This window comes from Paenibacillus sp. FSL k6-2145 (assembly GCF_037976585.1).
Taxonomy (GTDB): Bacteria; Bacillota; Bacilli; order Paenibacillales; family Paenibacillaceae; genus Paenibacillus.
This window is the reverse complement of sequence record NZ_CP150267.1, coordinates 5,619,845-5,641,686: the sequence shown is the minus strand read 5'-3', so window position 1 is coordinate 5,641,686 and position 21,842 is coordinate 5,619,845. Positions and strand designations below refer to the sequence as shown.

Here is a 21,842-nt window from a genome sequence, read left to right as displayed (position 1 = left end):
TAAAAAAGAATCCACTTCCTATAAGAGAAGGGATTCTTTTGCATTGATTATTTATGCTTTAGTTAATTCCTTACAACAGGAATCCACATTTCACCATATACCAAACCGTTTTTCTCTCCCATTTCAACTGTTGTATTTGGACCTCCAACATAAGCATAATCCTTTTCTACGGGGAGGGCTTGACCAAAGGCAATGCCAGTAAGCATGTTACTGAGCGCATCAGCCGTCTCTGCTTCACCCTTCACAACAAGGTATTCTCCCTTAGGAAATTGGATTACTCTCGTTGCTTCTGGCAGAGATTTTTCTGTCATGACACCAGCATAATGCATCATCTGGTTATTCACTGCTTCGTTTACAGCAAAAATGTAGTCGTTTGTTGCCAGAGACTTTAGTTTGTCAAGGCTTCCATCCTCTTTCACCGTGGACCAAAAATCCGCCTTCTCCTTGCTGATGCCAACATAGTCTGTATAGTCGCTCTTAAGATCTGTTCCAATACCTAACACGATAAAGCTCTCTTTTTCTTCGAGATGATAATTACTCATGATTTACACCGTCCTCTTTCAATTTTCAATTGATTTGTGTTTTCACTTGATAGGTTTATAATAACCTTAAATCATGTCAGAATATGATACTGTTTAGGGGGTCCCATGAAAAAAGTTGAACGCATAAATATCATCACGCGGTATATCAATAACCGTGCCCACTTTACTATCTCTGAAATCATGCGAGAATTTAATATTTCTCGTTCAACAGCCATTCGAGATATCAGAGAAATTGAAGCCATGGGAATGCCACTTGTCGCTGAAGTTGGGCGGGACGGGGGTTATTTTGTCATGAACAACTCCCTCCTGCCCACGGTCCGGTTTACCGATAATGAAATCAAAGCGTTATTCATTGCCTTTATGGCGACAAGAAATCAACAGCTTCCTTATCTAAAGAGTCGTCAATCTTTGGCTGAAAAATTATTGGGCCTTATCTCAGAAAATCAGCAAGATGACCTTGTGCACTTGAATCAAATATTGCTTTTTGAAGGGACCAATCCCCATAATCCAGACTTGCTTGATCTATCAGACCTGCCTCACCCTACCTTGGAAAAACTCATCCAAATTCTTCTTATAGAACGTTATTTGTTAGTCACTGTTCAAGAAGAGAAGAAAACAAAGTCTTATCCCATTGTTCTCTTGCACCTTCATCATCAAAAAGGCCATTGGATCATTGAAGGTTTCGACCTGGAGGAAGAAAAGAGACGAATCGTATCCGTTGACAACCTCATCCATGTCGAAGCATACCCGGCGAAAAAAAGACTGAGTACAAAAAAGATTGTCGAACAACTCAAACGAAATACGCAGGAAGAAGTTATCAATCTTGTCCTGGAACTTGGTCCAAAGGCGATTGCGCAATTCAAAAAATACCATCCTTTAAAGTTTTCAATTGCCTATACAAATCCATACCAAACTACAGCCCTCCTAAAGGCATTTATGAATGTTCATAACTCAGAAGAGTTAACCGAAATCACTAATTGGTTGCTTTTTTTAGGAGAAGATATCAAGGTGAAGGAGATTCCGGAAGAAGTCCTGAATGCTGTACAAGAGAGATTAAGCTTATACCAAATGAAGCAGTGAACAGCCCCCTCCTCCCTAGTCTCTCCATTTTCTAACAATGCCTTACTCGAATTCAGGCTGAGCGTTCAGTACGGAAAACCAAAAAAGCCGCTATTGCAGCGACTTGTGATGGAATCATATTCATAATGTCTCACGCCAATGCTTGGCGAGCTGTTCCTTCTATACTAAAATTCAGCATTAGACTGGGCATGATTAGGTGTATGCTGCGGGACGTTTTTAACGAGTAGGAAATAAGTAACAATGGCAATGATACTGGTCATTAATAACGTGAGTCCTAATGGGACGGCAGTGTCCTCACCTGCGATGCCGACTAGAGGAGCAACCAGTGCACCCAGAAGAAAAGGAACAACGCCGAGCAGTGCTGCTGCACTTCCGGCCATCTTAGCTTGACTCTCCATGGCAAGTGGGAATGCCGCTGTAGACGTAATGCCGATCGAGCATACGAAGAAGAACAATGGAATCACCAACGCGAAAAGTGGACCATGAGCCAGGGTTACGACCAAAGCAGCAACACTTGCTATTATAGCAAGCCATAGTCCCGATAATAGCAGCGTCTGCTCAGGGATACGTTTAGCCAATCGACCCACGATTTGAGATCCGATGATCAAGCTGATGCCGTTTGAAGCAAATAATATAGCAAATACCGTGGGTGTAACTCCATATATATTTTGGTAAATGAATGGGGTTCCGGCCACATAAGCAAAGACCCCTGCCGTCATGATTCCCTGTGCCAGCATGTAACCAACAAATTTGCGGTCACGCAGAAGCATTCTGTAATTACCCAATTGCTGTTTGAAGTCAGGAACTATACGTCTTTCGATAGGGTGTGTTTCTTTTAAGCTCCACTTTGTCATGATTAATAAGAAAATCCCCAAGAATGAAAGGCAGATAAACACGCCAATCCATGTTGTGAATGAAAGAACCCCACTTCCCGCGATGGGTGCTGCCAAAGGCCCCAAATTCCCTACAAGCAACAGCAAAGAGAAAAATTTAGTGAGTTCATGTCCACTATACAGATCTCTAGCTATCGCACGGGAAATGACAATTCCAGCTGAAGCCGCAAATCCTTGCGTGAAACGAAACAAAATTAATAGCCCGATATTCGGAGCAAAAGCACATGCCAAGGAACAAATAATATAGGCTGCCATACAGATCAACAATGGTCTACGTCTACCGTACGCGTCACTCAAAGGACCCATAACCAGTTGTCCTACACCGAGTCCTAATAAACAAGCAGTAAGGCTAAATTGTACAAGTGATGCCGTTGTATTCATATTTTGTGCAATCTCCGGAAAAGCCGGTAAATACATATCAATCGTAAATGGACCTAATGTAGAAAATAAACCTAGTAGTATTGCCAGTCCAAAAACATTCCAATTCGTGCTTTTCGCCATAATAAATAAAATCTCCAATTCCTTATATAATTTGCAAGCCTAATCGAGTATAAGACATAGAGTTAACTGTAGGTCAAGTCTTAAGACTATTAAAACCAAAAAAAGCCGCTTATTAAGCGACTTTGAATCGAAAACCATTTAAATTGTGTAACTCCCCCGGCCTGAACCCATATGACTCATGATCATTTCGGCAGCTCGCTTGTAACCGCCTGCCTGCCTTAAAGATTCACCAATGAGGTAAGCCTGCCGTCTATAAAGTGAATTGTGTAGTACTTCTGTTAATGCCTCTCTCAAATCAGTTGCATTGAGATTATGTTTATTTAAAGTAATACCCGCGCCGAGCTCCTGTACCCGATTGGCGACAAGAGGCTGATCCGATGTTAATGGAATCATCACCATCGGAACGTTGTAATATAACGCCTCACTTGTGCTGTTCATTCCAGCATGTGTAATAAAAACATCGGTATGCTGCAGCATGTCCAACTGGGCAATGTATGGCTTGACGATAAAATTAGGAGGAACTTGATCCGCCAGCGGCGTCATGTCCGTGTACTTTCCTGAAGATAGAACAACATTCACGGGTAGATCCCCTAATGCTTCAAAGCAAAGCTGATAGAAATCCAAATTTTTATTTAAAATCGTACCCATAGCAATGTACACGGTTTGCGGGTACCGTTCACGAAGCACCTCAAACGAGAAGGTCGGAGCATCTTGACGTGTTATGATCGAAGGACCCGTGAAAATAAAACGATCATCCAGCTTTTCTGCCTGCGGCTGAAAATAACGGCTGGTGTACACGAGCTTTAACTGACCTGCATGTGCCGGAATCTCTTCCATGGCTGGAATACTCACTTGAAGCTCTTCAGCTAACTCCGTTGTGATCTTCATCGTAGCCTCATAAAGCTCCTTCGTCTCCGTCTCATTCAGAACTGAGCTAGACCCCAGAGGCTCCACAAAAGCAAAGGATGCAATCGAGCACACCGCAGGAATTCCCAGTTTTTCTGCAAGAATAGTCCCTCCCCATCCCATCAGGGAGTCAAAGATCATATAATCGAACTTTTGATCCTCGATCACCTGTAGCACATTGGGGATGATCCTCCGGATAATACCGCTTACCATCATATAAATGAACTGATAAGAATGCGTATATTCCTGGGGTTTCAACACCGGATCATGAGAGAAGGCATCTTGTGGAAACGGATAGGTAATGATCTGGGCACCGGTTTGTTCAATTCGGGAACGGTACTCCTCCGTGCACACATAGATGACTTCCTCACCATTGTCTATCAACTGAGTAACTAATCCTAACGATGGATTCACATGCCCTTCAGCTGGAGTAATGACTACTAATACACGTGCCATCTTACCCACCTCCCAATGCAATTAGTCCCCCCGTTCTTCATGATGTATTTAACGACGCGGTCGTCATCCGTTACATGGAGATGTTATCCTTCACTTGGCTGATTGGATGATGTTCTTGATGAACGAGTTTGGTAATTCGTAGTGATGCTAAGAAACTTAACAAGACCCATAGTAATTGCAGTGTTAACACGATCAAAACACCTGTCGATATGCCCCACTGTAAAGTTTCGGACAAGGCAATCAGAGCGCCACCAAGGCCAATGCTTACTCCCATATAGAAGGAGTCCACAAATTGCAGATTCGCAGACATTTCTCCCTCTTTTCTGGGCAAGGCATGTTGTAAAGCAATGGCTGCCGTTGTAGGGTTAGCCAATCCAACACCGAACCCTGTAATCATTTGTGAGAGAAGGATGAGTATAATCCCGCCGTCCGTCAAAATAAGAGCCAGGATCACAAGTACAGTTCCAACGATCATAATCCCAATGCCGGTCATGACTCTGCCCTTTCGGGCACGACCTTGATCTCGTGCGTCAAGCTTGGCTTGCAACCACGCTGCGGCGGACCAGCTCAGGGAACCAGCTGCTACAATGAGACCAGCAAGGTCAGCTGATAACCCCTTCACTTCGGTTAGTGCCAAGATCACAAAACTTTCCGTTGTAAAATAACAAGCAACATATAGCCCTCTCGAAACCAAAGTAGCAGGCAATCCTTTTTTTACCGAAAAAGTGCCCACAGGCAGCAATTTACGCATTGGTGTGATCATGACGACTAATCCACCCAAAGTGAGTACGATACCTTTCCAATCGGTAATCATACCAAGTCCTGTGAGTAATAGCCCCGTTCCAACGGCAAGCAGAATCGCATACATAATCTTTGAGTCGGTTGCTCGCGCTGGACCTGTGAGATCTTGCTGAAGCTGCAAATTACGGAAAGAACGGAATGTGAGACTCAACGCTATTCCGATCAAGGGTAAAACAATCCAGAAAACATATCGCCACGAGATGTAGGAAGCAATAAGGCCTGCTGCATAAGGTCCGATTAAGGTAGGCAGGACAAATGCCATAGAGAATGCGGCCAGGATTTGAGTACGAAGTGTATCTGGATAATGTAACGTCACACAGGTATAAACACATGTGATCAGGGCCCCCGCTCCAAAACCTTGAAGGGCTCTTCCGGCAATAAGCATGTGCATATCGAAAGAGACAGCGGAGACTACAGTTCCTAACACAAAAACACTAAAAGATATCAGCATGGATGTAAAAACGCCGCGCTTGTCAATCTGCTGACCCATAACCAAAGTTCCAATGAGCTGAGATAACAAAAATGCGCTGAAGATCCAACCGTATAAATGAATGCCCTCTAAACTTTGTGCCATTTTCGCGGCAATCGTTGTGATAGCCAGTCCTTCGAAAGCTACGGTTGCCAGAACCAGCATAATCCCAATTGTAGTCGCCCTGTACTGAGCATCAAAAATCCCAATCTGATTGTTGTTTGTCTTCCACACCTCCGTAATTAGATGGTTATTATGGTAAATTAAACCTTTTAACTCCCTGAATATACATGAAGTGTTACACTTTGTAAAGTTAAATGTTTAAAAAGTGAGATCGTGGTCTAGAATAGGGTACTCATGTTCAATAGGAGATTTTGCTTGAAAATATGCCATCTTCATTACAGTCAATTTGGAGAAGTTCATCCTCCAGGATCCAGGCATCTGTTTTTTCAACAAAGAAATGAAATCCTCCAATGGATTGAACCAATGCGGGATCGACCGGTGTAGCACTCGCATTTATGCCAATTGTAAAGGCATCGGAGCCTCCTCCGACATATTTTGCATAAATCCTTACATATTGGTCCTCTTCCAATCCCCATTCATTCTTAAATGAATCGATTGCTTGTTCAGATACTACAAATGAGATCATTGCTCTGCACTCCTTCCTTCATTTCAGTCACATTTTTTCACTTCGCCACGATAACTGGCCATTCTGAAACTGGCTCCGCATCCACACGAAACTTTGGCATTTGGATTATTCATGGTGAATCCACCTAACATTCCGCTCTCTTCATAGTCAATCTCAAGACCATCAATGTATGGAATACTTTTCGCGTGCACCAATATTTTGAATTGCTTTTTATTTAACACAATGTCTTCTTCTGCCTGCTGTTCATCCACGATAAGGGTATAAGACAAACCACTGCATCCCCCTTCATCAACGCCTACTCTAAGGAAGGCATTTTGGATATCCGCACTTGATAAGATCTCAACGATTTTGTCCGATGCTGTATCACTGACCTCAATGATCATCTTTATTCCTCCCGGTGGTATCATTTTGAAATTTGGTATCCCAGTCCATTAGACAGGGTATGAATGCTGCAAGAGCAGCTCCTTTTGGCGTAAGTTCATAAATAATTTGTGTAGGGCGTGTCAGTATTGTTTTTTTGACCAAATGATCATGTTGAAGACCCTTTAAACGTCTGGAGAGGATCATTTCGGAAATGGAAGGAATGTTATCGAATATTTCACCGAATCTCTTCGGGCCTTGAGACAGAGTACATAAAATATGGATCGTCCATTTCGTTCCGATGATGCGATAAGCTGTAAATAGTTTATTCGGGTCTTCAGTGAGCAATGGTCTGTACACCCACTTTCTTATTCATCCGCGTGGTGAGATCCGAGTGCTGGCAATGATACTCGTGACGATTAACAAGAGATGGAAACCCATGGCTACAATTAAGCCGGATTGAAGTGACATACCGCCAGCCTGACACACTACAAGAATGGAACCACCAATGCCGATCACTACACCAGGTGTAAAAGAATCTGCAAATTGCAGATTTGCCGAGGTTTGGCCCACGCCTTCTTCCCCCGTTTGAGAAAATGCGACAACACCGCTAATCGGATGCGCCAATCCAATACCAACTCCTGCAATGATCTGACCAAGAACTGCGATGGTAACGGTCACAACAGGTACCCAAAATACGATGGCAATCCCTATCGCAAGCAGCAATACCCCAAGAAAAATTCTCATATGACGTCCACGGCCCTGATCTGCCGCATCCCACCGTCCTTGCAGATACGCAATGATACACCAACTTAATGCAGCACTCGCGACAATTAATCCGGCTTGTGAAGGTGTAATTCCTTTCACGTCGATTAGAGCTAATACCAGGAAATTCTGTGTGCTGGTATAGGCAGCGAAGAACAACCCACGTGTTGCCAGAATTGCTGGCATACCTCTTCGCAACGTAAGTGTTCCCTTCGGTAGTAATTTACGGAGCGGAAATAACATCAATACTAGGCCAATCACGACTAAAACAAATCCCATAATGCTCGGAAGCATACTTAAACCAACCAGGAAAATCCCTGTACCTAACGTTAAGAGTAACGCCATCCAAGTGGATGAAGATCCGCTATCCACTCCCGTCTTCTGCACTTTTAATTTCCTAAAGGCAGGTAAACTAAGCAATGCTGAAACCACTAGCACAGGTAAGATCCCCCAGAAAACAAAGCGCCAGGACCACTGATCTGCGATAAGACCGGCTACATATGGACCGAGCATAGACGGAAGAACATAGGCTGTACCAAATGCTCCAAGTATTTTGGCACGTAACTCATCTGGGTAACTTAAGGATATAGCCGTATATACACAAGTCATCATAGCTCCGGCACCCAAACCCTGCAGGGCCCGTGATCCTATCATGGTATACATGTCGCCTGCGGTTGCGGCAGCGATCAGCCCTACGATAAACAACAGAAGTGCAAAAGTGAACGGTGCTGCAGGTCCTCTTTTATCAATGATCCGACCGACGACCAGCGTCCCGATAATCTGCGCAAGCAGATATGTACTGAATATCCACCCGAACAGGCTAAGACCGTTCAAGTCTCCAGCAATTGAAGGAGCAATGGTGGTGACGGATAGACCTTCGAATCCAACGGCCATCACTGACAAAATGATTCCTATGGATAATGCAAAATAACGCGGGCTGAAAATACTCTGATGATTAGACGACATGAAATGTGACCTCCAAGAAAATTGTTATGTATACATCGTATCCGGATACTTAGTAAACATTTTTGTTTATAATGTCTAAGCTACAGTTCGGCTTTGACTTTGTCAACATTTTTGTTTAAAATGTAGTTATTCATGAAGATTCAGTTGTTTCACAAGGAGGTGCACCATGAGCGGAAATCAAACCAAAAAGGATGCCTCGACCAGTACCCGGAGAGCAATTATTAATCTGTTAAAAGAGCGCGGGGGAATGGATGTTGTCACTCTCTCCTCTCAGTTTTCGTTATCCGGAATGGCTATTCGTCAACATCTAAATGCGCTAAAAGGAGAAGGATTGGTTACAACTGTGGAAGAGGCCCGTCCCATGGGTCGCCCCACCAAGCTATGGATACTAACTCCCGCGGCTAATCGTTTTTTCCCAAGTGGATATTCCGATTTATCCGTCAGCCTCATCAATTCAATGAAAGAAGCTTTTGGTCATGAAGGGCTGGACAAGCTGCTGGATGTTCGAAATAAAAATATGCAAGAACAATATCTTCAGCATCTTGGCGATGCATCAGGGGTTAGAGAGAGATTGGAGAAATTGGCCGAAATTCGTACAAATGAAGGTTATATGGCCGAGGTTAAGGAGCAGGATGATGGCAGTCTCCTACTCATTGAGAAGCATTGCCCCATCTGTGAAGCGGCCGCGGTATGTACCGGGTTATGCAAGAATGAGTTACATTTATTCAAAACAGTTCTAGGCGATAATGTTCATATTGAACGGGGAGAATACATTCTAGCCGGAGGAAGAAACTGCGTATACAGCGTTAGGCAAAATAAGCCATGACCAAAAGAGCAACCTCATTGGAGATTGCTCTTTTGTTTTGGATTCTGAACTGATTAGAACGATTCGGATTTCATTTCTCTAAAACATCCTTCATTATATTAGTTATTTCTAACTCTCACATAATCGTATATACCCGATTATGTAATTTTGAATTTAGGTAGAGTATAGTAAGAGTGTCGAAAATATACTCTAGGAGGCTACTGCCATGTCACAAAAAATCTGGATGAACCTGCCGGTGAAAGATGTTGTGAAATCCACTACCTTTTTCAATGAGATTGGATTCCATGGGGAGCATGTTGGCAACGAGAGAGCTCAGCTTGTCATAGGATCAACAACGATTCTCCTTTTTCCGGACGCAACATTTGAGAAATTTACAGGTGCCAAAACCGCAGATACTTCCCATAGCGCAGAAGTGATATTTTCCATTGGTGCTGACAGCAGAGAAGAAGTTGATACTTTTATTGAAAAAGTCGAGTTAGCTGGAGGAACCATCTTTGGCAAGCCGGGTGAAATAGACGGCTGGATGTACGGTGCGGGATTTGCCGACCTGGACGGTCACCGCTGGAACCTGTTGTATATGGATGAGAGCAAAATGCCTAAGAACTAATATGAAAACGCCGGTCCTTGTCTAAGGTCACTGGCGTTTTTCTATAGTCTCTGTTATCTCAGTATCATCTTCTTGAGTTACGAAACTCTTTTGGTGTTTTTTCCTCGTGCTTTTTAAAAGACTGAATAAAGTGGTTCACGTGATTAAAGCCTACTTTCTGAGCAATCTCGGTTATTGAATCATTTGTTGATGTTAAGAGAACTTTACTCTTCTTAATCCGATATTTGATTAGATAGTCGTATGGCGTCATATGAGCCGTTTTTTTAAAACATCTGGTGCACTCTGAAATGCTCAAATGCGCGACATCAGCAATCTCACGAAGTGTAACCGGATGAGTGTAATTTTGATGGATGAAGCTGAGCATCAACTGTAGTCTTTCCTGCTGACGCTTCTCGCTTCTTGGGGTTTCCTCGGAAGGGATCGAAATGTTGGATATCAATACAAACCATAGTTGTACCGTTTTAATTGAAATTTCATATTGCCACCCCCATGTTTTTTCTGAATTAAACATCTCCCTCATTCCCCAAAGCATGTCTAATATCTGCGTTTCCCACTCCGAATCTTTTGTAATTACAATTGAAACCAAAGAAGAATTGGTATAAGGCAATACATAATTTTTTTCCATTGCACTGTCTACATGAAAGGCTAATAGCTTTTCGGGAAAATTGAAACTAACATATTGACCATCCTGTGTCAGCTCTGTTGTGATGTGAAGAATTCTCTTGTTGATCAGGATTGCCTGACCTGTTTCCAATGTATGATCAATTCCATTTATCTGAATAACCAGCTTCCCTTTTGTGACTAAAGTGATCTGTAGATCCTCGTGCCAATGCAGATCGTTGAACCCTCTGCCTTCGGGGATGCTTGTATGACGTGTATGTGTGTACATGATATAAGGAAACGAAAGATCGGAATACAAAATATCCTCATAAAGTTGCTTCACCATGCTATGAACTTCCTTTCTTTGACGATATATCTATATTAAAGAGTGATTTAATTGCACGAAATTCTCAAAAATAATGATATTATTATATCAAATCTTTGACTTATCACAAGAGCCTGTGCACAGACGACCGGATAAGAACTTTTGGAGGCTTATATGTGAAAGAAACTAAATCATCGCTGCTTTTTCATCCCTATGTATTGCTGTTTATCGCCATTTTGTCGGTATCCGTCTCTTCAATCATGATTAAATCTTCGGATACTCCCACCGCCATAGCCGGTATGTACAGGCTGTATATATCAGCCATTATTATGCTTCCGTTTATCCCCTGGAAAACGATCCGATACTTAAAAATGGATTCAAGGGATTGGAGCACCGTTTTTCTGGCTGGCCTCCTACTAGGTCTATATTTCTTGTTTTGGATGGAATCGCTGGTGTATACTTCAGTGGCCAGTTCCATGGTCATTCTGGCGCTTCAACCTTTGTTTGTGATGATCGGGTCATACTTTATGTTTAAGGAAAGAGCGAGTATACGTACCATTCTATGTTTGATTACCGCCCTATTCGGTTCGGTGATTATCGCCTGGGGTGATATAGGCGTTTCAAGAGAGGCTCTGATCGGTGACGCGCTGTCACTGGTAGGAACCATTCTGGTGTCGGCGTATATGCTGGTGGGACAAAAAGTGAGTCGGAAAATCGACGCGAATATATACAGTGTTGTTGTTTTTATTATTGGCGGAAGTGTCCTTTTGGTCTACAGTTTATTGAATAACTTTTCTTTAATCAATTACGAATCATCCGATTGGCTGTATTTCCTCCTACTTGCGATCATACCCACCATTTTTGGTCAGTACATTTTCAATCTGCTGCTCAAATCCATTGGTGCAACAACGGTTTCTGTAGGCATTATCGGTGAACCCGTTTTGGCCATTATGCTGGCTTATCTATTGTTGGGAGAAACCATCTCTGCTTTTCAATTTATAGGCGGATTAATTACGTTGTCAGGCATGCTGATGTACTTTGCCCTGAAATCCTACAATATCCAACGGCCTAAGTTCCTTCGCTTCAATCGATTCAGGAAATTAGGATAAAATGAACGTGCTGATTAAGAAGAAACCCACCGGAGTTTAATTCTCGGTGGGTTTCTTTATAACTTGTTCAATTCCCAACAAAATCAGCTTCAAGCCAAACTCGAAAGCTCCGTCGGTTCCCATCACCTCAAACATACCGTTCTTATACATCCTGCTGAACAGACCAGCTTCCTTCTCACTCATAGAATCCAGAAGATGTATCATCTCTTCACCCTGAAGTGCTTCCTGGTCCTTAAGGACGGCTGATATATTGCGCTGATGCTGATAATCGTCCAGTACGAAATAGAATACATAGTTGACCAGTGTAAGAACGGCCTGTAATTTCTGCTCTTGCTCTAGTGGTGTTGATTCCATGCAGAGCAACATGCGGTTGGTGAAGCGGATCATGTCCGGCTCGTGGGGAAGCGTCATCATCATGAGCTGTGTGGAGCACGGGTATCTGTTGAGCACACTCCGTACCGTCACCGCAAGCCCCTCCATCTGCTCCTTCCAGTCCCCTTCAGTGTGAAACTCGTCCAGAATAATTTTAGATATCTGGTTGGCGAGACGCTGGTACAGTGTCTGCTTGCTCTTAAAGTACCAGTATAGAGATGGAGCCTGAATCCCCAGTTTGTCTGCCAATCGTCTCATGCTGAATTTCTCGATGCCCTCTTCTCCAAGAAGCTCCCACGAAATTTCCAAAATCTTATCTTCCGAAATCTGAGGCTGTTGTTTTTTCATCGGTATCCGCCCTTTTATCTAACAGTGTAAGTTTGCGCTTTACAGGTTCATAAGTTCATGATAACATCTAACACTGTAAGGTTCAATCTAACGGTGTTAGATTGGATCAATATTAACGAAGAAAGTAGTGACCCACATGGATGCAGAAAACCTCCATTACTTTGAAAAAGCACCAATCGCCAAAGCCGTAGCTCACTTTGCTGTCCCAATGATGCTAGGCACGTCAATGAGTGTTATTTACTCCATCTTGAATGCCTATTTCCTTGGCACATTGGGTAATACGGCAATGTTAACTGCACTCGCACTAACTTTACCGTTATTTGCGGTTATTATGGCGTTAGGCAACTTAATTGGTATAGGTAGCGGTACATTCATCTCTCGTTTGCTGGGAGAGAAAAAAGTCGATGATTTGAAGCATGTATCTTCATTCGCCTTTTACAGTAGTTTAGTTCTCGGAATTATTGTGATGGCCGTTGGGCTCCCGCTGATCGAACCAATCGTTCATGGGCTGGGGGCAACGCCAGAGTCCTTTGGATTTACGAAAGAGTATGTCACGATTATGCTTATTGGTTCACCCTTCGTCATCTTATTCTTCACGCTGGAGAATATCGTGCGCTCAGAAGGTTCAGCAATCACCTCAATGATTGGTATGATTCTCAGTGTTGTTATAAATATTATCCTCGATGCGCTATTCATTTTTGTCTTCCATTGGGGTGTGATCGGGGTTGCATCTGCTACTGTTATCTCCAACTTGGTTGCGAGTACATTTTACGCTTTCCATATGAGTTATAAGAGTCAATTCTTAACCATCTCCTTGAAATGGTTCAAGGTGACCAAGGACATCCTGAGCAATGTATTGAAAATTGGAGTTCCCGTCTTTGTTATGAGTGTCTTCTTGGGTGCAATGTCGCTTATTCTTAATCTTTTTCTTGTTGAATATGGAGATCAGGCTGTTGCGGGGTATGGAATCTCATCACGTTTATTGCAATTTCCTGAGTTTATTCTGATGGGCTTGTGCGAGGGAGTTGTGCCGTTGATTGCCTTCTCATTCACAGCGAATAAATTACGCATGAAACAAACCATTGGATTCACGATCAGATCTATTTTGGCGTTAGCCGTCCTGTTTGGGGTTGTCGTCTATCTGATCTCAGACCACTTGATTGGTTTATTTACGACTGACCCGCAATTAATTGAAATGGGTAGCTACATTCTCCATGTGACCTTCTTATCCTTGTTTATTACAGGAATGACTTCTTTGTTTATGGGGATCTTCCAAGCAACAGCCCAAGGAACCGCGGCGTTTGTTATGTCCATCATTCAAGGGATTACACTAATTCCTGTCTTGTATATCGCTAATCAAATGAACGGCTTTCATGGAGTGATCTGGTCGCTCGTTATTGCGGATGCCGTGGCGTTCCTAGTTGGGGCCATCATGTTATATGCTTTGCGGACAAAATTGCAGCCGGATCTGGAACATTTGGCACAGTAATTTCGCAAATAGTTTTCAGAAAAATAACACTGCCCCAAGTTTGCTACCTATTTTCCCATCTTCGTCTCCTTTGATCGCTATTTGCATAAATTAGCATCATAAGTAACAAGGGTCTTGGAGGGACGAACAATGAATGAAATATGCAAAAATGTTAAATCGACAGACACCAATCCGAATAAGTTCGGTTTTTATAGAGACATCATGGAATGGATTACTTCCGTTTCTCCCGGCGGCGAAGAAAAACTTGACCCTTTTGATTTTGGCGGAGCCGCTGAATTCAAGCTCCCCAAAACCCTTGAAACGCAGATTCACCGTTATTTGATGCCCTATACCCTGCAACCCCAAGGTGGGTATATTGCATATATATCGAATGGGCATGTTTGGGGAACATCAGGTGCTATCCTGGCATCCGACGGAAAACTGATCTTCGACCTTTCCCCGGAATATGATGCACGAAAAAATAGAATGATGACATTGGAAGAACACCCCGCTTTGCATCGCGAGATTTCTCCAGAACCTCGACATATCCAGGGGACTTCTGCCGTTTTAACTTTTTGCGGAAGTCATAATTATTTTCATTGGTTATATGATGTTTTGCCACGACTGGGTATGCTTCGGATGCTGAATATTCCTTTTGAATCTCTGGTCATGAATCCGAATCCTCATGGTTCTTTTGTGAAAGAAACGTTAGCAATGTTTGGCGTCTCGGATTCGGCCGTGATTCGTACTAGAGATGATCTGGAAATTCAGGCCGATCGGTTGGTTGTGCCTTCCCTGATGATGAATTCCCACTATCCGCCTTGGGCCACAACTATCCTTCGGACATTTATGCTACGCGGACGCGACACAACACTCCATTCCCCCGTTCGCATTTTCATATCTCGGTGCAAAGCCTCTGCCCGACGAATAGCTAATGAAGATGAAGTCATCCGCCGTTTAGAGGCGTACGGATTTATTCCAGTTTGCCTGGAGGATTGGACCATATCCCAACAAGTCCAGCTTTTTGCTTCCGCAAAAGCAATCGTTTCACCCCATGGAGCCGGACTGGCCAATCTTGCTTTTTGTACGAAGGGAACTCGTGTTGTCGAAATTTTTCATATCCGGCATGTTGTACCTACTTACTGGATGATCAGTAACCATAATCAACTTGATTATTACATGATGTATGGGCAAGAAGACGGGACAACGCAGGGGCATTTTCCGGGGTTGGAGGACTTCTACGTGGATCTGGATCGGCTGGAACAGACGCTTCGTTTAGCTGGACTAACTGAACATAGCTAATTTTCTACACCAAAGCTAAAGGATGATCATATGTGTTTTAACTTGTTGGCTGTTCTGATAACAAAAAAACCACGGCACCAAGTTTGGCACCGCAGTATAAGGATCATTATGCTATTGGATTTGTTTCATGTAAGATTTGAATTCCTCGGCGATTTCTTTGTATTTCGTATGATGCAGGTAATGTGAACCTTCCATTGGGATCATTTTGCCCTGCGCGGATTGTTTCACTTGCTCCTCATGCAGCGGAATCCACTGCGGATTTTTCTCGTTATTGGAAAGAACAAAGAGAAGTACTGGCAGATCACGAGGATACGTGAGTTTTTCTCCATTTTTGAAATTGGAACCCAGATGTTTAAGCTCATCTACTAATGTCGGATTTGTCGAGACTTGATTCGAAATCAATTTCATCTGTTCTTTGGTATGTTCATCGTATGCAAGTGATGCATATGAATCACCACTCACTTTATTGAGTACTCTCATTAAGCCTGATTTTTGAAGGAATTTCATTAAGTTCAAAGGTAATTTAACATCCATGCCAGGTTGATTCGGAACACTGCTATCGATCCCCACAAAAGCAGAAACTTCATCCGGATACGTGTTCACATAAGTCGCCGCGTACAGTCCCGTGATGGAATGGCCCATCAGAATATAACGATCTATACCGAGCTGCTGTACAGCTTCATGAATTTCACTAACAATATTCTCGGTGGTTCTCTCCGTTTCGGTTTGGTCGCTTAACCCATAACCGAAAGGCTCAATTGCCACAACTTTGTAATCAGGCGTCAATTCATCGATTAACAATTTGAAATCAAGTACTGGCGACGGGGTCCCTTGTCCGGGAAGTAGCACGATGGTTTGTTCGCCGCTGCCTTGAATGGATACATTCATATTCTTCCCATCAACATTGACATATTGGCCGTACGATTCGATTTTCTTTTTCTCGGCCCCATTACTTATCGTATGAACGACAAACGTGATGCCCATGAACAGCACCAGCGCGCCGACTATACCACCTATAATTTTTAACCATAAGTTCCGTTTTTTACGGCCCTTAGTCCCCGTTGTTGTTACTTCCACTGTTTTTTCCAAATCAATCTTCTCCTGTCCTATATATCTGCAGAGCCGCTCTTGCGACATAGATATAGTGTAACCATGGAAGATGTCCCCTTCATGACGGGAATATGAACGGAGTATGAACAAGCAAAAATTATGTTGAGGCGCATAGACTACTGTGGATGTCACATTTCATGATTTTATAACGATTTTCCAGTAAGTGATACTCGAAGTTCCTTCTCCTGTGACCTGGTTGTATAGTTCCAAACGTATAGCTCTAAATCTGATTTCTTAAAATCTTTATACACGTCCATATGTTTGTTCCCTAACTCTGAGAAAAAGTGGGGTACTAAGTAATGTTTTTCTTCTCCTTCAAGGAAGTAGGTTTGGTTAACCCCTCCAAATGTATTATCCGGGCTTTCTGACTCAACGTACAGATTACCGTCCTTGATATAATAGGTCCAGATGATAGGAAACCCTTCGTAATCGCTCGCAATAGTTTTTGGTTCAGTGGATATATCAGTTAGATGAATGGATGCACGACTACCTGCATGTTCATCTACCCTTTTCTTTGCGATTAAAGTCATTGGTTTGTCTACTAATGACTTAACATCCATGAGAAAATTGGATTGTTCAAAGCGCAATTCTGTTTGATTTGCATTCATTTTTCCATCAAGCGATATCAAGCCATCCATGACCTTGCCGTCCACTTGAAGTTGATAAGTCCGGTACGGCAATCTGAAATATTCTTCATCATGATCGATCGTTAAGCGAATTTGTGTTGGTGTTACTACCATACCACTTATGCTTGCCTCATCAGCTAAAGAATGTATTGGAATATTCAGTTCTTTCTTAAAGGTGCCCGTATCCATTTCTTGACGAGATAAGAGTAGATTCAGGTTCCATGTGCCTTCTGTCCGTTGTTTTTCATGAGTGTATGTGAAGGTGAAGCGATCCCCTTCTTTGAACTGCTGCTCGTTATACATTTGTCTGCTGAAATAGTCACCGGATACTCCCTCCATGCCATACTCAGGATTCTCCGTTTCTTTAATAACCTCTTGTTGAGTATCATAAGCTCTGATTCCAGCCCAAGATTGTTCCTTCACCTCAGAATTAGAGAAGGTAACCTCAGAATTAATCATGATTTCGCCTTTAGCATATTTGAAGGACTGTACTTCTATTTTGTCGATCCCATTCTTTTGTATATTAAACTGCTGCGTACTTGAATCTTTAGGATCAAGACGAATCTCTTGCTCAAGGTCTTCTAAGTAAAGAACATCAGAAATGGAGAACTGAAGATCTGATTGTTTCTCTTGCATAACCCAGTCTGTCTCAAAATATCCCTGATAAACGCCTTGTTCAGCATTCCATTTCTGATAATAGTGCCCTTCAATAGGTTGCCCATTACTGTCATTTAAGAGCATTTGATTATATCTGATTTCTTGTTTCTCAGTTTCCAATTCTGGCTTGATTGTGTATAGTAACACGGTCCGGTTATCATCCACAAATGCATTATGCACCGTTAATGTAACTCCGTGGGCTGTTACGCTTTGTTCAATGAGCTGGCCATAACCAGCTTTAAGGGCCGACTCAATCCCTGATTTATTGGACAAGACATCGCTCCAATCATATTGTAAGGCTGCATATACAGGAGTGGCCATGACGGCTAAGGAAATACCCAGGACAATAGCTGCCTTCGTTTTCTGCCTTTGGGGTCTGTTATGAACATCATTAACTACTCGCAATTCTCCCGTTTGAATGCTATTAAACATCTTTTCAAAGTCTGGATACTCCACCTGTTCTGAGTGTATCAAATGATTCTTAACCTTGTATTCTACTGACTTCATAAGTGTTATCTCCTTTCATGTTAACTTTTTCGTAGAATTCAATTTTTTTTCGCATTAGCTTTAGAGCTTTGTATAATCTCGTTCGAACTGTCCCTTGTCGAATGTTTAAAGTCTCTGCAATTTCAGCTACGGAAAGATCACCAATATATCGGAGAGTCACGACACTGAGAAGCTTGTCCGGCAATTTCTGGAGCTGCTGCTCGAGTTCAGCAAAGGAAAGCTTAGCCATAACTGTAGTGTCAACCGGATCATTAGATAACACTTCTTGTTTATGCAGTAACTGCATTTTGTTTTGCTTCTCGCCCTTAACTTTGTTTCTTCTAATAATATTCAGACATTGATTCATGGCAATACGCATGATCCAGGTCCTTAGATGTGACACATTTCTCCAGTCTTGGCGGAACACGACAACAAAAACATCATGGCATACATCTTCTGCATCCTGCACGTTTTTGAGCATATACAGACATGTGCGATATACGTCTTTGTTGTACGTATGGAATAGTTCATGCTCGGTCACTTCCGGCACTCCTTTCTTGTTGGGATATAATATAGACAAAGCAGAGTCGGAATTTATTCACTTTTTCTTTGAGTAGTTGTACTTTGATTACAATAATCATCTGTTTAACGGAAATAAAGCAGCTGCCACTCGGCAACTGCTCCTTTCCAAGCGGTTTTTGATACAAAAAAGGAGAACTGCCATTACACAAGCAGTTCTCCTTAGGATAAGACAGTTTCTTAGTGGTCCAGGAACACAAGCTGAATGAAGAACAATACCGCAAAAATGTAGAAGATTGGATGAACATCTTTACCTTTTCCACGAAGCAGCTTAAGTACCGGATAAAAGATGAAACCTACGCCGATGCCTGTCGCGATACTATGCGTCAATGGAGTAAGGATGATAATCAGGAAGGCAGGAAATGCTTCTTCGAGATCATCCCATTTGATTTTGCTGATAACGTTAATCATAAAGTATCCAACAATGATCAGTGCCGGAGAAGTGATCGCCGGAATGCTTGATATTACACTTACGATCGGTGTGAAGAACAAGGTCAGCGCAAGCAGCACACTTACCGTTACCGCGGTCAGTCCCGTTCGTCCTCCTGCAGCTACCCCTGTGCTGGATTCGATGTAAGCCGATGTTGGGCTTGTTCCCAGCAAAGCACCACTGGTTGTTCCTACAGCATCTGCCAATAATGCGCCACGCGAGCGTGGAAATTTACCATCCTTAAGCAATCCTGCTTGTTCAGCAACACCGAGCATCGTGCCTGTCGTATCAAACAGCGTGATCAGCAGGAACGTAAATATGATCGTATACAAACCATTCGAGAATACACCTGCCAGATCCAGTTGCAAAGCCGTTGACGCGAGGCCTTGCGGCATGGATACAATCGATTCCGGCATTTGGAATAGTCCCATGATCCAGGCAAGTATCGCTGTTACCACCATTCCGATGAAAAGGTAACCTTTCACATTATAAGCCATCAGCACAACGGTAATAATCAATCCGATAATGGTCAGATAAGCCATCGGCTCAGCCAAGTTTCCGATCGTAATCAAATTCGATTCTGAATCGGCAATAATGCCGGCATTTTGCAGACCTACCGTTGTAATAAACAATCCAATCCCTGCGGTTATGGCATGTTTTAAGCTAGCAGGAATTGCATCAAGCAACATGTAACGGAATGAAGTCAGTGATAAAATAATAAACAAAAGCCCTGCTATAAATACGGCTCCCAGTGCAACCTGCCAAGACACGCCATATCCGGCAACTACGCTATAGGCAAAGAATGCATTCAGGCCCATACCCGGCGCAATGACGATTGGATAATTGGACCATATTCCCATAATCAGAGTTCCCACAATACTTGCCAGTACTGTTGCTATGAATACTCCGTTAAAATCCATGCCTGTGCTGCTGAGTATTCCTGGGTTTACGATAACTATGTATACCATTGTGAAAAATGTTGTAACCCCTGCAATAATTTCTGTGGGGATGGTCGTGCCTCGTTCTTTAAGTTTGAACCATTTGTCCATGGTAAAGCCAGCCTCCAACTTTCAAATTATACTCCAAAGCTAAAAACAAAAAATCCTAATCTTCATATAGGATTGTAATATTGTCGCTCCTATATTCGTTGTTAGGATTTAAAGATTCAACAGCTAAGCTCTAAACTAAACATAAAGATACTCATATCTGTTTTCAACCTGAAGTCCATTTCGTATTCTAATTAAAATTACATGCAATGTCAATGAATTAACGATTTGTTCACAGTTATTTACGAACTATACAGGCATTATATCTTGTGTTCATTCGTTTTTAGAATAATGTATATACGTAAGGCTCAATGTCTGCACATATAAAGAAAGACTGCCAGCAATGTTCACTGACAGTCTTTTGCTTAATTCGTAGTAGGTTTCTCTTCATATTCGCTGGATAATTCTTTGAGCGATTTGATTTTGCCATGGGGATGCTGTTCTTGCTTTCGTGACTTCCAGGCAGCTTCTTTTCGTTTCTTCTGGTCAGCCATACAAGATATCCTCCTCTGGAAACTGAGATGTATACTACTTCTTTATGATGTCATTCCTGGACAACTTTATTCTGCATGCATAGCTAATAAGAGAATTAGGCAAGCATATAAGACAAATTAGATATCGGTTTTTAGAGCAGGAATGCAATAATATAGACATGCCACAACTGGAGGTTAATATATGAACAAAGTAATTTTAAATAATGGTGTTGAGATGCCTATTCTCGGCTTTGGTGTGTTTCAGATTGCAGATGCAAACGAATGTGAACAAAGTGTTATGGATGCCATATCGGCTGGGTATCGTCTCATTGATACAGCTGCCTCTTATCTAAACGAGGAAGCTGTAGGCAGAGCGATTAAACGCAGTGCCGTGGCCAGAGAAGAATTATTTGTCACGACAAAACTTTGGGTTCAGGATACGGGTTATGAACGTACCAAACAAGCATTTGAAAAATCCTTGGAACGATTGCAATTGGACTATTTGGATTTATATTTAATTCATCAACCTTTTGGAGATGTACATGGTTCTTGGCGTGCAATGGAGGAGTTGTATCGTGAAGGAAAAGTACGTGCAATCGGAGTGAGTAACTTCCAGCCGGATCGTCTGATCGATTTGATTCTGCAAAACGAAGTAACCCCTGCTGTAAACCAGGTCGAAACTCATCCCTTCAACCAGCAGATCTTAACTGGACAATTCATGAAAGAAAATAATGTTCAGATCGAGTCTTGGGCACCATTTGCTGAAGGGAAAAATGACTTGTTCCAAAATGAGGTATTGCTATCTATAGGTGAAAAGTACAACAAATCGGTTGCTCAAGTGGTTTTGCGTTGGTTGACACAACGTGAAGTCGTTGTTATTCCAAAATCGGTGCGTAAAGAAAGAATCATTGAAAACTTCAATATTTTTGATTTTGAATTAAGCCAAGCAGATATTGAGTCGATTACTGCGCTAGATACCAAACAGAGCCTATTCTTCTCCCATAACGACCCTGAAATGGTGAAATGGATCAGTAATCGTAAGCTGGATATCTAATTCCAATCTGTATCTTCATAAAAATCTTGAAGGCTA

The 21,842-nt window shown here is 42.4% G+C and carries 21 protein-coding genes; 7 read left to right on the top strand and 14 right to left on the bottom strand.

The features are described 5' to 3' along the window. Nucleotides 1-62: 62 nt before the first annotated feature. Complete coding sequence (locus NZ043_RS24950; RefSeq protein ID WP_339309517.1) at nucleotides 63-542, bottom strand: GyrI-like domain-containing protein; 480 nt, start codon at nucleotides 540-542, stop codon at nucleotides 63-65. 105 nt (nucleotides 543-647) lie between these two features. Here NZ043_RS24950 and NZ043_RS24945 point away from each other — a divergent pair, with 105 nt between their 5' ends. Then, nucleotides 648-1,622 carry an HTH domain-containing protein gene (locus tag NZ043_RS24945; RefSeq protein ID WP_339309516.1) on the top strand — a complete coding sequence of 325 codons (975 nt, stop codon included), beginning with the start codon at nucleotides 648-650 and terminating at the stop codon, nucleotides 1,620-1,622. A gap of 164 nt (nucleotides 1,623-1,786) precedes the next feature. On the opposite strand, the gene NZ043_RS24940 is transcribed toward NZ043_RS24945, so the two are convergent. The 6 genes from NZ043_RS24940 to NZ043_RS24915 form a co-directional block, all read right to left on the bottom strand. Beyond that, nucleotides 1,787-3,016 carry a multidrug effflux MFS transporter gene (locus NZ043_RS24940; protein ID WP_339309515.1) on the bottom strand — a complete coding sequence of 410 codons (1,230 nt, stop codon included), beginning with the start codon at nucleotides 3,014-3,016 and terminating at the stop codon, nucleotides 1,787-1,789. Nucleotides 3,017-3,154: 138 nt separating this feature from the next. Beyond that, on the bottom strand, nucleotides 3,155-4,378 hold the full coding sequence (locus NZ043_RS24935) for a macrolide family glycosyltransferase (RefSeq protein WP_339309514.1): 1,224 nt from the start codon (nucleotides 4,376-4,378) through the stop codon (nucleotides 3,155-3,157). A 70-nt stretch (nucleotides 4,379-4,448) separates the two neighbouring features. Beyond that, a complete protein-coding gene (locus NZ043_RS24930; RefSeq protein ID WP_339309513.1) occupies nucleotides 4,449-5,813 on the bottom strand; it encodes an MFS transporter in 1,365 nt (454 codons plus the stop codon). A 196-nt stretch (nucleotides 5,814-6,009) separates the two neighbouring features. Further along, entirely contained in the window at nucleotides 6,010-6,297 is a 288-nt protein-coding gene (locus NZ043_RS24925) for a Fe-S cluster assembly protein HesB (protein WP_339309512.1), read from the bottom strand. 23 nt (nucleotides 6,298-6,320) lie between these two features. Beyond that, a complete protein-coding gene (locus NZ043_RS24920) occupies nucleotides 6,321-6,680 on the bottom strand; it encodes an iron-sulfur cluster assembly accessory protein (RefSeq protein WP_339309511.1) in 360 nt (119 codons plus the stop codon). Nucleotides 6,681-7,029: 349 nt separating this feature from the next. After that, nucleotides 7,030-8,388, bottom strand: coding sequence for an MFS transporter (locus NZ043_RS24915; RefSeq protein WP_339309510.1), 1,359 nt, complete (start codon nucleotides 8,386-8,388; stop codon nucleotides 7,030-7,032). A gap of 166 nt (nucleotides 8,389-8,554) precedes the next feature. Between NZ043_RS24915 and NZ043_RS24910 the strand changes: the two genes are divergently transcribed. Together NZ043_RS24910 and NZ043_RS24905 are read left to right on the top strand one after the other, a co-directional pair. Continuing rightward, entirely contained in the window at nucleotides 8,555-9,214 is a 660-nt protein-coding gene (locus NZ043_RS24910) for a metalloregulator ArsR/SmtB family transcription factor (protein ID WP_339309509.1), read from the top strand. 205 nt (nucleotides 9,215-9,419) lie between these two features. Beyond that, nucleotides 9,420-9,821, top strand: coding sequence for an extradiol dioxygenase (locus tag NZ043_RS24905; RefSeq protein ID WP_133384868.1), 402 nt, complete (start codon nucleotides 9,420-9,422; stop codon nucleotides 9,819-9,821). Nucleotides 9,822-9,885: 64 nt separating this feature from the next. Here NZ043_RS24905 and NZ043_RS24900 read toward each other — a convergent pair whose 3' ends face one another. After that, nucleotides 9,886-10,767, bottom strand: a complete 882-nt coding sequence (locus NZ043_RS24900; RefSeq protein ID WP_339309508.1) for an AraC family transcriptional regulator — start codon at nucleotides 10,765-10,767, stop codon at nucleotides 9,886-9,888. Between the two features lie 155 nt (nucleotides 10,768-10,922). Between NZ043_RS24900 and NZ043_RS24895 the strand changes: the two genes are divergently transcribed. Beyond that, on the top strand, nucleotides 10,923-11,855 hold the full coding sequence (locus NZ043_RS24895) for a DMT family transporter (protein ID WP_339309507.1): 933 nt from the start codon (nucleotides 10,923-10,925) through the stop codon (nucleotides 11,853-11,855). Between the two features lie 36 nt (nucleotides 11,856-11,891). Here the strand turns inward: NZ043_RS24895 and NZ043_RS24890 are convergent, their stop codons facing one another. Further along, nucleotides 11,892-12,575, bottom strand: coding sequence for a TetR/AcrR family transcriptional regulator C-terminal domain-containing protein (locus tag NZ043_RS24890; protein ID WP_339309506.1), 684 nt, complete (start codon nucleotides 12,573-12,575; stop codon nucleotides 11,892-11,894). Nucleotides 12,576-12,711: 136 nt separating this feature from the next. On the opposite strand from NZ043_RS24890, the gene NZ043_RS24885 reads away from it, so the two are divergent. Together NZ043_RS24885 and NZ043_RS24880 are read left to right on the top strand one after the other, a co-directional pair. Beyond that, on the top strand, nucleotides 12,712-14,064 hold the full coding sequence (locus NZ043_RS24885; RefSeq protein ID WP_339309505.1) for an MATE family efflux transporter: 1,353 nt from the start codon (nucleotides 12,712-12,714) through the stop codon (nucleotides 14,062-14,064). 129 nt (nucleotides 14,065-14,193) lie between these two features. Next, entirely contained in the window at nucleotides 14,194-15,345 is a 1,152-nt protein-coding gene (locus tag NZ043_RS24880; RefSeq protein ID WP_339309504.1) for a glycosyltransferase 61 family protein, read from the top strand. A gap of 111 nt (nucleotides 15,346-15,456) precedes the next feature. Here NZ043_RS24880 and NZ043_RS24875 read toward each other — a convergent pair whose 3' ends face one another. The 5 genes from NZ043_RS24875 to NZ043_RS24855 all read right to left on the bottom strand — a co-directional run bounded on the left by NZ043_RS24875 (nucleotide 15,457) and on the right by NZ043_RS24855 (nucleotide 20,773). Further along, nucleotides 15,457-16,434: an alpha/beta hydrolase gene (locus NZ043_RS24875; protein WP_339309503.1), complete on the bottom strand. Its 978-nt coding sequence runs from the start codon at nucleotides 16,432-16,434 to the stop codon at nucleotides 15,457-15,459. A 164-nt stretch (nucleotides 16,435-16,598) separates the two neighbouring features. Continuing rightward, complete coding sequence (locus NZ043_RS24870; protein ID WP_339309502.1) at nucleotides 16,599-18,245, bottom strand: DUF4179 domain-containing protein; 1,647 nt, start codon at nucleotides 18,243-18,245, stop codon at nucleotides 16,599-16,601. Beyond that, a complete protein-coding gene (locus NZ043_RS24865; RefSeq protein ID WP_289389164.1) occupies nucleotides 18,220-18,765 on the bottom strand; it encodes an RNA polymerase sigma factor in 546 nt (181 codons plus the stop codon). The genes NZ043_RS24870 and NZ043_RS24865 overlap by 26 nt, the downstream gene beginning before the upstream one ends. Nucleotides 18,766-18,983: 218 nt before the next feature. Continuing rightward, the gene (locus NZ043_RS24860; protein WP_339309501.1) at nucleotides 18,984-20,282 is read right to left on the bottom strand and encodes an NCS2 family permease; all 1,299 of its coding nucleotides are present in this window, start codon (nucleotides 20,280-20,282) and stop codon (nucleotides 18,984-18,986) included. Between the two features lie 362 nt (nucleotides 20,283-20,644). Then, nucleotides 20,645-20,773 carry a DUF6254 family protein gene (locus NZ043_RS24855; protein WP_219845137.1) on the bottom strand — a complete coding sequence of 43 codons (129 nt, stop codon included), beginning with the start codon at nucleotides 20,771-20,773 and terminating at the stop codon, nucleotides 20,645-20,647. 181 nt (nucleotides 20,774-20,954) lie between these two features. Here NZ043_RS24855 and NZ043_RS24850 point away from each other — a divergent pair, with 181 nt between their 5' ends. Further along, the gene (locus NZ043_RS24850; RefSeq protein WP_339309500.1) at nucleotides 20,955-21,806 is read left to right on the top strand and encodes an aldo/keto reductase; all 852 of its coding nucleotides are present in this window, start codon (nucleotides 20,955-20,957) and stop codon (nucleotides 21,804-21,806) included. Nucleotides 21,807-21,842: the final 36 nt, after the last annotated feature.

Excerpts from the sequence above, each read along its gene's own strand:
- NZ043_RS24950 (WP_339309517.1), bottom strand. The coding sequence starts at position 542 with ATGAGTAATTATCATCTCGAAGAAAAAGAGAGCTTTATCGTGTTAGGT.
- NZ043_RS24945 (WP_339309516.1), top strand. The coding sequence starts at position 648 with ATGAAAAAAGTTGAACGCATAAATATCATCACGCGGTATATCAATAAC.
- NZ043_RS24940 (WP_339309515.1), bottom strand. The coding sequence starts at position 3,016 with ATGGCGAAAAGCACGAATTGGAATGTTTTTGGACTGGCAATACTACTA.
- NZ043_RS24935 (WP_339309514.1), bottom strand. The coding sequence starts at position 4,378 with ATGGCACGTGTATTAGTAGTCATTACTCCAGCTGAAGGGCATGTGAAT.
- NZ043_RS24930 (WP_339309513.1), bottom strand. The coding sequence starts at position 5,813 with ATGCTGGTTCTGGCAACCGTAGCTTTCGAAGGACTGGCTATCACAACG.
- NZ043_RS24925 (WP_339309512.1), bottom strand. The coding sequence starts at position 6,297 with ATGATCTCATTTGTAGTATCTGAACAAGCAATCGATTCATTTAAGAAT.
- NZ043_RS24920 (WP_339309511.1), bottom strand. The coding sequence starts at position 6,680 with ATGATCATTGAGGTCAGTGATACAGCATCGGACAAAATCGTTGAGATC.
- NZ043_RS24915 (WP_339309510.1), bottom strand. The coding sequence starts at position 8,388 with ATGTCGTCTAATCATCAGAGTATTTTCAGCCCGCGTTATTTTGCATTA.
- NZ043_RS24910 (WP_339309509.1), top strand. The coding sequence starts at position 8,555 with ATGAGCGGAAATCAAACCAAAAAGGATGCCTCGACCAGTACCCGGAGA.
- NZ043_RS24905 (WP_133384868.1), top strand. The coding sequence starts at position 9,420 with ATGTCACAAAAAATCTGGATGAACCTGCCGGTGAAAGATGTTGTGAAA.
- NZ043_RS24900 (WP_339309508.1), bottom strand. The coding sequence starts at position 10,767 with ATGGTGAAGCAACTTTATGAGGATATTTTGTATTCCGATCTTTCGTTT.
- NZ043_RS24890 (WP_339309506.1), bottom strand. The coding sequence starts at position 12,575 with ATGAAAAAACAACAGCCTCAGATTTCGGAAGATAAGATTTTGGAAATT.
- NZ043_RS24885 (WP_339309505.1), top strand. The coding sequence starts at position 12,712 with ATGGATGCAGAAAACCTCCATTACTTTGAAAAAGCACCAATCGCCAAA.
- NZ043_RS24880 (WP_339309504.1), top strand. The coding sequence starts at position 14,194 with ATGAATGAAATATGCAAAAATGTTAAATCGACAGACACCAATCCGAAT.
- NZ043_RS24870 (WP_339309502.1), bottom strand. The coding sequence starts at position 18,245 with ATGAAGTCAGTAGAATACAAGGTTAAGAATCATTTGATACACTCAGAA.
- NZ043_RS24860 (WP_339309501.1), bottom strand. The coding sequence starts at position 20,282 with ATGGACAAATGGTTCAAACTTAAAGAACGAGGCACGACCATCCCCACA.
- NZ043_RS24855 (WP_219845137.1), bottom strand. The coding sequence starts at position 20,773 with ATGGCTGACCAGAAGAAACGAAAAGAAGCTGCCTGGAAGTCACGAAAG.
- NZ043_RS24850 (WP_339309500.1), top strand. The coding sequence starts at position 20,955 with ATGAACAAAGTAATTTTAAATAATGGTGTTGAGATGCCTATTCTCGGC.